Genomic DNA, 14,628 nt, shown 5'->3' on the forward strand with positions numbered 1-14,628 from the left:
TGTCCCGTCATAATACTCTAAATTATATTAATAAAAATTCTTTAAATGAAAAATATTTTGAGATTGCCGGAAATTCATTGAACAATGGGTATCTTTATATCATCTTATCCAGTACAGGAAGCGCTGCAGGAGAACTTATCCGAAAGGTGACAAAAAAGGAATATGCCCATGCTTCAATTGCATTTGATGAAAAGCTTGAGACGATCGTTAGCTACAACGGAGGAGAAAATATTTATGCGCCGGGTTTGAACCAGGAGATGATTGAGTTCTTTAACAAGAAAGATGATGCCAATATCATCATTTATAGGATTAAAGCGGACAAAGAAAAAAAGCAAAAAGTCCTTGATGAAATCAGAAAAATCAACCAAAAGGGTAGCTCGTATAATATACTGGGCCTTTTTGTGCCTTATTCACACCGGGAAAATATCATGTTTTGCTCTCAGTTTGTTTATTGTATGCTTAAAGTAGCTGGATTGGATTATTTTGAGAAGAAGCCGGAAGAAGTGAAGCCAACAGATTTTGTAGAGTTAGATTACAAGAGGAATTTAGAATATCATGAGCAGATTTTTGTGAAGGAGTATAAAAAATAGCATACATTATGAATATCAAGAATTGTAAAACAACTGCAAATATTACATAATATGGAAGGCGAAAGACGCTAAAGTCCATCTATGCAAAGCTTTCCATCAACAACAGGACATTTTTGCAGCAGCATTTTACTGACCTCAATCAATAAAAAGTTTTAAAATACTATCCACCGGGTAGCATTCGGCCAAAAAGATTCACTATATCATTTAGAAATAGTGAATCTTTTTTTATGGAGGTAATGCATAATGATTCAGATAAAAACTGTAATAACCTAAAGATGACTACCAGCTGGAGGTACAGCTTGAAAACGGCAACAGTATCATACATAATTTTTCAAGCAGGCTGCATATCGTCCGTTTTGGCCTGCTTGCGACAATGCCTTTTTCCAGCGTTCAGTTAGAGACGACGACTTTGTCAGGTGGGACAATAAAATCGAAATATCGACCGACTCTACTCCACCTGATTTAGAGCCCACTTATAGAAGTTGGGGTCTTAACCCATATAAAAATAATTTGGATAAAAGGATGCGATTTAGAAAAACAACCAAGCATTCCTCACAAGGAACTGCTTGGTTGTATTTTTAGCTTTTCTGTTTTGGAATTATCAACTCCTGCCCTATTTGAAGGGCATTTGGATTGCTTAGGTTATTTGCTTTAATTGGTGCATCTAGAGAAACTCCAAATCTTGGGGAGAGCCTCCACAGGGTATCTCCTTTTTGTACTATATATCTTTGTCCCTGCGTTCCTTGAGATGGGGCTTGAGGTTGAGATCCAGGTGAGGATGTTGGCCCTGGATTGGGATTATAGCTCCCACTTCCTGAGATAATCTCTACTGTAGTTCCCATGGGAACCTGTGGGAATACTTCCTTAACAATATGATTATACATTCTTACACAACCTAATGAAGCCATAGTACCAATAGTCCAGGGTGCAGGAGGTCCATGAATTCCGTATCTTGGTATAGATAGCCCCATCCAGCGTGTTCCAAGCACAGTTAAATGAGGGTTTACAATTTTAGTTACAATATGGTAGGTTCCTGGAGGGGTAGGTGTATTCGGTTTACCTATGACTAATAAAAACCCCTTTCCCAAAGAACTTGCCCTTTAATTATACCACTTAAATATTTCCAAGTCTAAACCTAGAGTGACTTTAAGAGTATTTTGCGCTGATTTATGGGAACTGTAAATATTATGTAGACATTGTGGCGACTTATTCAAATATGAAACTAATGATTTTCTTGTCTTCTAATACCTGTTAATAGTATTTTGAAGTGTTCCAGAACGTGAAATTTTAAGTCAAAATCAGGGTATCTAATGCACCATTCATAAGTGAGTCCCCGCAATGCAATAATAAAATGTTTCGCAATGGTATCAATAGGCATCTTTTTATTAAACTCTCCCTGCTGAACACCTAAGGTTATTACCTCGTTGAACAATTTGTAGACATCCCTATTGTAGCTTAATAAAGCATTCGTATTTACTGTTTTTGTTATTTGAACTTCATATATGATCTTCATAGCGTCATAGCCTATAAAGTTGGTAATAACATCAGCTATTTTTCCTGCTAATGAAATAAGGATATCAGATGCCGGTGTACCTACTGGAAATGATTGCACATAGGATATATAGTCTAAGTCCACGTTATTTACAGTATCTGCAATCAGATTGGCAATGAGGGCATCCTTTGATTCAAAATAAATGTAGAAAGCTCCTTTAGATACTCCTGCGGTTTCTACTATGGTGTCTACTGTTACCTTGTCAAAACTGTACTTTCTAAACAATTTGTCTGCAGCTTCATAGATTTTCTTTTTTGTTTCAATAGTTTTTTCTTTTCTGGTTTTTCTCTGCTTCACCAATATCTCTCCTATCTTGACAATATATTCTAAAAAAATATATAATAGCTACAGTCAGTGACTAAGGTCACTAATTGAAGTTTATTTTATCATAATATAAAATCATACATTTTACCAGCTTTTGGAATGCTATTGCCCTATCTTTATAGAGCCAACATCATTTTTACAAGCGTACTTCCCAAAATAATTCCTTAGCGCTTTCATATTGTTTCATAGATTTCTTTTCGGTTGCCTTAACCATCTCTATCTTTTATTCCAACTATAATAAATGCACTATATTACCTATAATGGAAATATTAAATTGAATCTCTCAGTTTGTAAGAATTTACTGTTTGAAGTTATAAAGGCAGATTACAAGGGGCAACAAGGATAAGAAAGTAGTGGTAAAAAAATAGGTTATAGAAAAACCCGGGGTTTTAGACTAAACACAAACTATTTAACCTAAGGAGAGGAAAAAATGAAAGGCAAATTTAAGAGAACAAACTACACTCTAAAAATTTTCTTAATATTAGGATTATTACTAACATTTAGCCCTATTGCAGCGGCACAGGCAACCGTAACCGAGGTAGTATACAGTGATGGTTCCATTGACACTAATGAATTTTTTGTAATGGCTAGCAGTTCTGCACAAATAATTACAAGTAGCCCTTTTGAAATAACAGAAAATGGAACTTATCAGTTAAGTAGTAGTTTTACTGGAAGAATTACAATAGAGAATACTGCAACAAATGTTAATATCATCGGCAGCGGGTCGCAAAACTTGGATACCCACATTGTTGTTCAAGGTAGTAGGACAGGCCCACTATCCATTACAATTGATAATTTGAATATTAGAGCACCCCTCGAAGTTCATGGAATAGATTTTGGTAGTGCTGGTATTTTTAGCAATAACCTTTATATCAGCGGTGAAAATATAGTAGATCGTGACATCATGAAAACTGATAATTATGGTGCTGGAATACATGTGCCTAATGGTGTCAAACTTGTTATTGATAAAGCTGAAGATGCAAGTGTTGGGAGGCTATCTGCAAGGGGCTCGGGCAGGTGCGCGGGTATCGGTGGGGGAGATCGGGGTTCCGGAGGCAATATAAATATAAATGGCGGTATAGTGATAGCAAGAGGCCATTCTAATGGTACCGGTGCTGGTATTGGAGGCGGTGCAAATGGTTCAGGGGGCGAAATAACCATAACAGGCGGTGAAGTGATTGCAAGCAGTGGTGGTTATGGGAGTGGCTTAGGAGGCGGTTCCGGAGGAAACGGCGGAAAGATTACTATAAGCGGTGGTATAGTGAATGCAACCGGTAGTTGGCAAGGCGGTGCTGGAATTGGGGGCGGCGGTAACAGTAGTAATAATTCTGGAGCTGGTGGCGAAATAACCATAAGTGGCGGCACAGTAACAGCAAGAAGTGCTAGCAATGGAGGCGCTTCCGGCGGTGCCGGCATTGGGGGCGGCGGAGGTTGGCCAGCAGCGGTACATGGCCCAGGTGGAAATATAATCATAACTGGTGAGAATACCGTTGTTAATGCAACAAGTTATGGGAACGGAAAGGATATTGGTTCTGGATATAACAATACCGACGGCGGCACTCTTATAGTTGATGGCAGTGCTACCCTGAACTTAAATGAAAAGGGTTTGAATGTAGATGAAACGCCTTTCAATTTCATCACCTGCACAATTGGCGGTGCTGGAGCAGGCCTTCATAGTGGGGCTTACCTAAATAGGCAGAAACTAATAACTTTAACAGATTTTACTATTGAACCAAATGAAGAAGCCGATGCCTTTGACAGCGTTAGTTTTGAGGTGAAAGTAGAGGGCCTTTCTTATGATGACCAGACGGGCCATATCTCATTTAAAGGGAACGGGAATGAAATTGGCACAGCTCCTATCATGCGTGAGGGTGAGATCTCATGGGGAATAGCTAGCATAAATAAGAATGATCTTTATGGCGGCACTTATAACCTTATATCGACATATGTGGAGGGAAATGCCGATAACTATTATTCAACAGGTGAATTAGCGATAACAAATTATGTTATTAATAAACTTAATCAAGCTTCCCTTGAGATTAGTATTCCAGGCCACATCACCTATGGTGATGCTCCATTTAACATTATGGTCAGCGGAGGCAGCGGAACAGGTGAACTAAGCTTTGAAGTCACTACCGGTGATGCCGTAACGGTTGATGCTAGTGGTAATGTTGCCATAGTGGGAGCGGGGTTCGCGGAAATTACCGTGACCAAAGGAGGCGATAACTATTACAATCAAGCCTCGGAGGCGGTTGAAATAGTTATTACTAAAGCCACTCCCCCTGAAATAGTATTCCCTACAGCCACAGATATTATATACGGGCAGATCCTCTGGCATTCAGAGCTTACAGGAGGTTTGGGTGACGGTAATTTCGCTTGGCAATATCCTGATACTATCCCACCCCTACAGAATGAAGGGTATACGGTAGTGTTCGCTCCTAATGATATGGATAATTATGATTATTCTGGTGTAGTGCTAGGGCAAAATATAAATGTGAACGTTTTGAAACAACCATTAACCATTAAAGCGGTAAATAAAAGCAAGGTTTATGGAGGATTGGACCCTGAACTCACCTACAATATAACAACAGGTAGCTTGGTTGGAGATGATATTTTAAATGGTGAGGTGACAAGAGAAGCGGGCGAGAATGTAGATATCTATACCATAGACCAAGGCACTTTAACCGGGGGAGACAACTATGAAATCACCTTTGTGGGAGCAGAATTCACTATTACTCCAAAAGCTCTGACCATCAAAGCAGATGTCCAGAGCAAGATATACGGAGTAACAGACCCAGAATTAATTTATGAGATTACAGCAGGAGAATTAGTCGGTAGTGATCAAATCACAGGAGATCTAACCAGAGCAGCCGGAGAAGATGTAGGTGACTATGAAATACAACAGGGCACCATAACTGCAGGAGACAACTATGACATTACATATGTGGGAGCACACTTAACTATTACTAAAAAAGCCTTGACCATCACAGCAGATGTCCAGACTAAGACATACGGAGACGCTGACCCAGAATTAACCTTTGATATTACAGCAGGAGAATTAGTCGGTAGTGATCAAATCACAGGAGATCTAACCAGAGCACCCGGAGAAGATGTAGGTGACTATGCAATAATAGAGCAGGAGGACAGCTTAACTGCAGGAGACAACTATAACATTACCTATGTAGGAGCAGACTTAACTATTACAAAAAAAGTCTTGACCATCACAGCAGATGCCCAGAGCAAGACATACGGAGACGCTGACCCAGAATTAACCTTTGATATTACAGAAGGAGAATTAGTTGGTAGTGATCAAATCACAGGAGCACTAGCCAGAGCACCCGGAGAAAATGTAGGTGACTATGCAATAATAGAGCAGGAGGGCAGCTTAACTGCAGGAGACAACTATAACATTACCTATGTAGGAGCAGACTTAACTATTACAAAAAAAGTCTTGACCATCACAGCAGATGCCCAGAACAAGACATACGGAGACGCTGACCCAGAATTAACCTTTGATATTACAGAAGGAGAATTAGTCGGTAGTGATCAAATCACAGGAGACCTAACCAGAGCAGCTGGAGAGAATGTAGATGACTATGAAATAGAACAGGGCACCATAACTGCAGGAGACAACTATAACATTACCTATGTAGGAGCAGACTTAACTATTACTAAAAAAGCCTTGACAATCACAGCAGATGTCCAGACTAAGACATACGGAGACGCTGACCCGGAATTAACCTTTGATATTACAGAAGGAGAATTAATTGGTAGTGATCAAATCACAGGAGCCCTAACAAGAGCACCCGGAGAAAATGTAGATAACTATGTAATAGAACAGGGTACCATAACTGCAGGAGACAACTATGACATTGAATTTGAAGGTCTATTTTTAACTATTGAAAGGAAAGCCCTAATCATCACCGCCGAAAATAAAAGCAAAGTTTTCGGTGCAGATGATCCTAAATTTACCATCAGTTATGATGGTTTTGAATTTGAAGATGATGCCTCCAGCCTTGGTGGGGAACTTTCATTTATCCGTGCACTCGGAGAAGATGTAGGTACCTATGCCATTACACCAACTGGTCTGACATCGGATAATTACAACATTACGTTTATAGATGGAACATTAACTGTGTCCCGACCCAGTAGAAACAGAATACTGGCTCCTATATCAGAGTTAGAAAAGAAGGAAGACGGTAGTGTCATTATAATCAAAGAAGCACAATTGGATGAGGAAAATAATAGTTTCCAAGTGACGATTACTCAGAAAGAGCTTCAAGACACAATGAATCTACTAGACTCAACAGAGAATACAACGGGAACAATAAGAATAGAAATACAAGGCAATAGCAGCATTGTATCCAATACGCTGCAGCTTCCTGTTAGTTCACTCTCAAAAGAAACTCATGATTACGATGTGGTTGTATTTTCAAAAATTGGGGAATTGGTACTACCCTCCAATATGCTAGACTCCACAACGGGTGGAGACAGTTCCTATGTTCAATTAACCATTGCCTATGGTGACAAAGAAATATTGGATTTTGAGACAAGGGGGATAATAGGCGACAGACCATTGCTTCAGCTGAGCATTGCTGTTGATGGAGAGCAGATATCATGGAACAATCCACAAGCGCCAGTAACCATATCCATTCCGTATACCCCAACAGCAGAAGAACTTGCAGACCCAGAACATATTACAGTATGGTACATTGATGGGAGTGGAAATGCCAGCTCAGTGCCAACAGGGAGGTATAATTCCGAAACAGGCATGGTAAGCTTCACAACCACACACTTTAGCCATTTTGCCGTAGTGTACGTCCGTAAGACATTTAATGACATAGCCAACTATAATTGGTCCAAGAAGGAGATTGAAGTGCTGGCCTCCAAGGGGATATTGAAGGGTATATCGGAAAATGAATATGCCCCTTCGGTGAACATCACTAGAGCCGACTTTCTCTACAACCTTGTGCGAACCCTAGGAGTAGATGCCAAGGATGATGGGAACTTCGAAGATATAAGTAGTGACGCTTATTACTACAGGGAGATAGGTATAGCTAAGAAGCTAGGTATCAGCAACGGTACAGGTCACAACCAATTTAACCCTGATGAAAGCATATCAAGGCAGGATATGATGGTTCTAACCGAACGAGCCTTGAGAATGTTCAAAAAGCTTAACCAGCAGGGTATATCTTCGGGTCTGGAGAGGTTTACTGACAAAGCCTTGATATCATCCTATGCAGTAGACAGCGTTGCTACTGTTATAGGTGAAGAGTTGATTGTGGGCAACCATGATCAGGTAAATCCTTTGGGAAATACCACAAGGGCTGAAGCAGCCGTATTCCTGTATAGAATATACCACAAGTACTAAGGTATGTGTTGATTAAACAAGTCAATAGAAAATAATATAAATTAAATATTGGATACAATATCAAGCAGATAGCGGTTTAAGTAGAAATACAAAAACTCAGCTATCTACTTTTATGTAGCGAAAATCCTGTAAGCTATTTAAAAGACCGTTGTTTTTGAGCTTATTATTCTTCTTACCTTGGTATTATCAACTCCTGTCCTACATGGAGGACATCAGGGTTACTTAAGTTATTTGCCTTTATCAAAGCATCTAAAGAAACTCCAAATCTTTGGGAGAGCCTCCACAGGGTATCTCCCTTTTGTACTATATACCTCTGACCTTGGGTTCCCTGGGATGGAGTTTGGGGTTGAGATCCTGGTTGTGATGTAGGATTTGGTTTATAATTTCCACTTCCTGAAATTATTTCTACGGTTGTTCCCATAGGAACCTGGGGGAATAATTCCTCAACATTATGATTATACATCCTAACACATCCCAATGAAGCCATAGTTCCAATAGTCCAGGGTGCAGGAGTACCATGAATCCCATACCTTGGTTTAGAAAGACCCATCCAGCGTGTTCCCAGTACAGACATATGAGGATTTACAATATTAGTGACAATATGGTAGGTTCCTGGAGGGGTAGGGGTATTAGGTTTACCTATGGCTAATAAAAACCCCTTTCCCCAAGAACTTGTCCTTTTAATTATACCACTTAAATATTTCCAAGTCTAAACCTAGAGTAGGATTTAAGTTTGCGCTGATTTACATGAACTGTATATATAATGAAGACATTGTGGTGATTTATTCTGACATGAAACTATGGTTTTCTTGCCTTCTAATACCTGTTAATAGTATTTTGAAGTGTTCCAGAACGTGTAATTTTAAGTCAAAATCAGGGTACCTAATGCACCATTCATAAGTTAGTCCCCGTAAGGCAATAATAAAGTGTTTTGCAATGGTATCAATAGGCATCTTTTTATAAAACTCTCCCTGCTGAACACCTAGGGTTATTACCTCGTTGAACAATTTGTAGACATCCCTATTGTAGCTTAATAAAGCACTCGTATCTACTGTTCTTGTTATTTGAACTTCATATATGATCTTCATAGCTTCAAAGCCTATAAAGTTGGTAATAATATAAGCTATTTTTTCTACTAGCGAAATAAGGATATCAGATGCCGGCGTATCTTCGGGAAATGATTGCACATAGGATGTATAGTCTAAGTCCACTTTATTTACAGTATCTGCAATTAGATTGGCAATGAGGGCATCCTTTGATTCAAAATAAACGTAGAAGGCTCCTTTTGAAACTCCTGCTGTTTCTACTATTGTATCTACAGTTACTTTGTCAAAACCGTACTCTCTAAATAAACTATCTGCAGTTTCATAGATTTTCCTTTTTGTTTCGATAGCATTATCTTTTCTGGTATTTCTTCTTTTCTTTCACCAGTCTCCCCCCCATATTGACAAGATATTTGTAAAAAAAGTATAATGACTATAGTCAGTGACTATAGTGTATTGATTATAATATAATACCATATACTTTTCCAGCTTTGCTACTCCTGGCAATTTACAATAGAGCTACCACTATCTTTTCAAAACCATATTCGCTAAATAGTTGAATAGCAGTTTCAATTTACTCTTATTTAAGAGTTTTATTTTCATTTCTCTTATCTTTCTCCCTCATTTTCTCGCAATAAATAATATTTATACTATATTACATTTCCTGAAACAATTGATAAGATAATTTTAATATATCATTTCAGAAGCCTTGTAAAAAACTTGGGGTATAAGTCTAAAGTCAATCCATCTTACGAAAAGGAGAGGAAAAATGAAAGTTCAATTAAAGGGGACGGGATTAATTGTTAGGATTATTATAATATTTGGAGTATTAGTAGGATGCAGCTTTTTTGCAGCGGCAGAATCATCAGGGGAAGAATCATTAGAGGCAACTATAACCGAAGCAGTATATGGCGAAGGTTCCATTGATACTGTATTCTTTCAAATGGATATTAGTTCTCTAGGAATACCAGCAGGCCCTTTGGAAATTACATCTAACGGTACTTACCAGTTAGGTAGCAGTTTTTCCGGGACTATTACAATTGCTAACACTACAACTGACGTTAAAATCATAGGTGGGGGATCTCAACACTATGCAAACATTGTTGTTGCTTCTGGTAGAGCTGCAGCATTATCTCTCACAATAGAAGATTTAAATATAAGAATAAACACGTCAGAACATGGCATTGACTTTGCGGGCGCTGGAAATTTTGAAAATGAATTGTATATTAGCGGAGATAATTCAGTAACTGGCGGCAATGGCAGAGCAGGTATACATGTACCCCTTGGGGTTACCCTTGCTATTGACAAAGCCCAGGGTGTCGCTTCAGGAAAACTTTCAACAAAAGGTGGATATAATGGCGCCGGCATTGGCGGTGGATACGTAACAAACTGTGGAACCATAACCATAAGAGGGGGGCAAGTAGAGGCAATAGGCAGAGCTGGAGGAGCCGGTATTGGTGGTGGTACAAGCTATTCGGGCGGAAACATAAACATAACAGGCGGTATTGTAACAGCAAGGGGGGGAGTCGATGAACCTCTCACACTAGGAGGAGCCGGTATTGGTGGCGGTAGAGGTGGCTCTGGCGGCAATATTACCATAAGCGGCGGGTCAGTAACAGCCGAAGGCAAAGGAACCGACCAGTATGGAGCTGCCGGTATCGGTGGTGGTGGTTTTCGAGGGGCAGGAGGTAATATTACTATAAATGGGGGAACGGTTATAGCCCTTGGAAGCAGTAATGGAGCTGGTATAGGTGGCGGCTTTGAAGGAGCAGGAGGTAATATTACTATAAATGGGGGAACGATAACAGCAGCTGGAGGCAATTCAGCGGCCGGTGTAGGTGGTGGTTCCGGAGGAACAGGCGGTAGCATAACAATAAACGGTGGTGTGGTAACTACAGTTGGCGGCTACTATGGGGTAGGTATGGAGATTAACGCAAACGGAGAATATCAGCTTAATGGAGCCTTCACAAGGACAGTTTCAATAGGAAAAAATGCAACGGAAGTTAAAATAATTGGCAGCAGTCCAGAAGTGACAAACCAAAATACAAGAATCGAAATTAAAAGCAACAGAGAATCAGCATTAACCCTAACGATAGAAAATGTAAACATAAAATCGCTTTCGGACACTCATGGCATCGATTTTGCTGGAGGTGGAAATTTTGAGAACAAACTGTATATCAGTGGTGTAAATACCATTGTACGTCCAAATCCTGGAGCTGGTATATATGTACCTCAAGGTGTAACGCTTGTTATTTCTAAAGCTGAGAGTGCAAGTGTTGGAAAACTTACAGCAACAGGCGGTTTTTTTGGCGCTGGCATTGGTGGTGCCAATGAAGAAGCAGGTGGTAATATAACCATTAGAGGGATAGAAGTAGCAGCAACAGGCGGGTATAATGGCGCTGGCATGGGCGGTGGGCTCTTAGGAAGCGGAGGCAGTATACTCATTGAAAATGCAACTGTAACTGCAAAAGGTGGTCAAAAATATTTATCCTACAATGGAGGTGCCGGTATCGGTGGTGGAGGCGGAAGCACTAGTGTTCACGGAGGTTCAGGAGGCAGTATAACAATAAAAGGCAGTACGGTAACTGCAGAGGGAGGTCCTGAAGGAGCCGGCATTGGCGGTGGTACAGTTGGTTCAGGCGGCAGCATAGTTATTGAAGACAGCACCATAACGACAAAAGGTGGTTTTTATGGTGCTGGCATCGGCGGTGGTTATAGGGGTTCGGGCGGTATCATAACTATAAAAGATAGTCTAGTGACAGCATCAAGTGAAGAAAGAGCTGCCGGCATCGGCGGCGGGTGCGTTGGAAACGGTGGCACTATAACCATTGAAAGAGGTACAGTAACAGCAGCTGGAGGCCAATTCGCTGCCGGTATAGGTGGCGGTGGTGGTGAAGGAACCGGATTTATCAGTCCTGGAGGTTCAGGAGGCAATATTACCATTAGATACAGCAATGTGACAGCACAAGGTGGTGATTGTGGAGCAGGTATCGGCGGTGGTATAAACCTATTTAATGGCGGTGTTTCAGGGGGCAATATCACTATAGAAGGTGGTAGAGTTACAGCTACAGGTGGCTCTGGCGCTGCAGGTATCGGCGGTGGCTTCATAGGAAATGGTGGTACTATAACTATTATTAATGACCCATGGGTTATAGCTACTAGAGGGGATGGCGATGATATAGGTAATGGAGGAGGTGCTGCTGGTTCAACTATATTAAAAGATGCTTCAGGAAATGCTCTGTCATATGTCAGATTGGAGATTAGACTCTGTTCAGTCGGAAAATCCAATGTTAGTGTTACTGTAGAAGGGAATGATGACATTACTAATGCCCATGGATTAACTGGATTTTTTGTAGGCTATAACACCTCTTCAAGTATAGGAATTAGAGCGGAAGATATCAATGTGGAAGCAGACATTACTATTGCTGCTTCTCAGGTTCAGTCAAGAAGAGAGACCGTAGAATTATCTAATTATCTAGCTGATTTAAGTGATTTGTTATTAAGCAGTGGAATATTAGAGCCAGATTTTAGTAGTGACCAAACCAGCTATACTGTAAGTGTGGGGTATGGCACATCAAGCATTACAGTAAAACCAACAGCGGAAGCAACATCTAGTATAATGGTTAATGGAACAGCTGTTGCCAATGGTACTAACTCATTACCAATTCCTTTGGAAGTTGGTAGCAATGAAGTAGAAATTGTTGTAACCGCTGGAGATGGCGTTACAAAAAAGACATATATGATATACATTGTTCGCAGACCTCAAATTACTTTGGCTGTAAGTGGCTCATTCACGGTCGAGAACAAAGAATATGACCGTAATACCGAGGCTGTGATTGACAGCAATAACCTTATACTACTTGGCATTTTTGGAGACGATGATGTTGCATTAAATACTGTACTGGTTTTTGATGATGCACAGACAGGTGAAGATAAGACAGTGTGCTTGAGTGAAGCCAGTTCACTAATTGGTGCCCAGGCCGGCGACTATGCTCTGTCATTGACAGGGGCACCAACAGTCAAGGCAGAAATTACCGCTAAAGAACTGACTGTAATTAATGCAGTAGCGCAAGACAAGGTGTATGATGGAACAATAGACGCAGAAATCAGCAATGCAGAACTAAGCGGTGTGGTTGACGGTGATGATGTCCTTCTAGAAAACCATACTAGTGGTACCTTTGGCCAGGCTGATGTTGGAACTGGTATTAGTGTAGATACAGAAATGACGATTACAGGTGATGACATCAGCAATTATATCCTGACTCAGCCAACACTTACTGCCAACATCACGGTTAAAGAACTAACCGTAATTGATGCAGCAGTACAAGACAAAGTGTATGAAGGAACAACTGATGCAGAGATTAACGGCGCAGAGTTAAACGGTGTAGTAGAAGGTGATGCTGTGGCTTTAAGCAATCATACTATTGGTACCTTTGCCCAGGCTGATGTTGGAACGGATATTAGCGTAGATACAGAAATGAAGATTACGGGTGATGACATCAGCAATTATACCCTGGTCCAACCAACACTTACTGCTAACATCACCCACAAGGAACTAACTGTAATTAATGCAGCAGCACAAGACAAAGTCTATGATGGGACTACAGATGCTACTATTACTGGGGCACAGTTGGAGGGCGTGGTAGGTTTAGATGATGTGCAATTAGATGCCTTAATGGGAACTTTTACTGTGAAAAATGTGGATAGTGATATTACAGTTTTACCAGGCTTAACCCTAAAAGGTCTTGATAAAGATAACTATACCTTGATACAGCCCATAGGGTTAACGGCAAAAATAACTCCTAAAGAACTAACCGTAATAAATGCAGCAGCACAAGACAAAATTTATGACGGTACAACTTATGCAGAGATTCGTAATGCAGAGTTAAGCGGAGTAGTTGAAGGTGATGAGGTCTTTCTAGAAAACCATACTAGTGGTACCTTTGGCCAGGCTAATGTTGGAATTGGTATTAGTGTAGAAACAGAAATGACGATTACAGGTGATGACATCAGCAATTATACCCTGACTCAGCCAACACTTACTGTTGCCAAAATCACCCCCAAAGAACTAACCGTGATAAATGCAGAAGCACAAGACAAAGTCTATGACGGCACAACAGACGCAGAGATTATTAATGCAGAATTAAGCGGTGTGGTTGACGGTGATGATGTCCTTCTAGAAAACCATACTAGTGGTACCTTTGGCCAGGCTGATGTTGGAACTGGTATTAGTGTAGATACAGAAATGACGATTACAGGTGATGACATCAGCAATTATACCCTGAGTCAGCCAACACTTACTGCTGCCAAAATCACCCCCAAAGAACTAACCGTGATAAACGCAGCAGCACAAGACAAAGTCTATGACGGTACAACAGACGCAGAGATTATTAATGCAGAGTTAAGCGGAGTAGTTAAAGGTGATGAAGTCTTTCTAGAAAACCATACTAGTGGTACCTTTGGCCAGGCTGATATTGGAACTAGTATTAGTGTAGATACAGAAATGAAGATTACGGGTGATGACATCATCAATTATACCCTGACTCAGCCAACACTTACTGCTGCCAAAATCACCCACAAAGAACTAACCGTAATAAATGCAGCAGCACAAGACAAAGTCTATGACGGCACAACAGACGCAGAGATTATTAATGCAGAATTAAGCGGTGTGGTTGACGGTGATGATGTCCTTCTAGAAAACCATACTAGTGGTACCTTTGGCCAGGCTGATGTTGGAACTGGTATTAG

Annotated in this window: 6 protein-coding genes; 2 read left to right on the forward strand and 4 right to left on the reverse strand. The window is 40.5% G+C overall.

Annotated features, from left to right (window positions below):
• Positions 1-1,168: 1,168 nt before the first annotated feature.
• Both APF76_14835 and APF76_14840 read right to left on the reverse strand, forming a co-directional pair.
• A complete protein-coding gene (locus APF76_14835) occupies positions 1,169-1,678 on the reverse strand; it encodes a hypothetical protein (protein ID KUO52897.1) in 510 nt (169 codons plus the stop codon).
• Between the two features lie 134 nt (positions 1,679-1,812).
• On the reverse strand, positions 1,813-2,439 hold the full coding sequence (locus APF76_14840; protein KUO52898.1) for a hypothetical protein: 627 nt from the start codon (positions 2,437-2,439) through the stop codon (positions 1,813-1,815).
• 457 nt (positions 2,440-2,896) lie between these two features.
• Between APF76_14840 and APF76_14845 the strand changes: the two genes are divergently transcribed.
• A complete protein-coding gene (locus tag APF76_14845; GenBank protein KUO52899.1) occupies positions 2,897-7,837 on the forward strand; it encodes a hypothetical protein in 4,941 nt (1,646 codons plus the stop codon).
• A gap of 172 nt (positions 7,838-8,009) precedes the next feature.
• Here the strand turns inward: APF76_14845 and APF76_14850 are convergent, their stop codons facing one another.
• Positions 8,010-8,387 carry a hypothetical protein gene (locus tag APF76_14850; GenBank protein KUO52900.1) on the reverse strand — a complete coding sequence of 126 codons (378 nt, stop codon included), beginning with the start codon at positions 8,385-8,387 and terminating at the stop codon, positions 8,010-8,012.
• A gap of 232 nt (positions 8,388-8,619) precedes the next feature.
• Positions 8,620-9,024 (reverse strand): hypothetical protein, encoded by a 405-nt coding sequence (locus APF76_14855; protein KUO52901.1) that lies wholly within the window; start codon positions 9,022-9,024, stop codon positions 8,620-8,622.
• A 625-nt stretch (positions 9,025-9,649) separates the two neighbouring features.
• Here APF76_14855 and APF76_14860 point away from each other — a divergent pair.
• Positions 9,650-14,628, forward strand: a 4,979-nt coding sequence (locus tag APF76_14860) for a hypothetical protein (protein ID KUO52902.1), incomplete at its 3' end; no start/stop codon positions are given.

The organism is Desulfitibacter sp. BRH_c19, from assembly GCA_001515945.1.
In the GTDB taxonomy this organism is placed as follows: Bacteria; Bacillota; DSM-16504; order Desulfitibacterales; family Desulfitibacteraceae; genus Desulfitibacter.

Bases quoted from the DNA above. Each gene is read 5' to 3' on its own strand.
- APF76_14845 (KUO52899.1), top strand. From the start codon at position 2,897: ATGAAAGGCAAATTTAAGAGAACAAACTACACTCTAAAAATTTTCTTA.
- APF76_14850 (KUO52900.1), bottom strand. From the start codon at position 8,387: ATGGGTCTTTCTAAACCAAGGTATGGGATTCATGGTACTCCTGCACCC.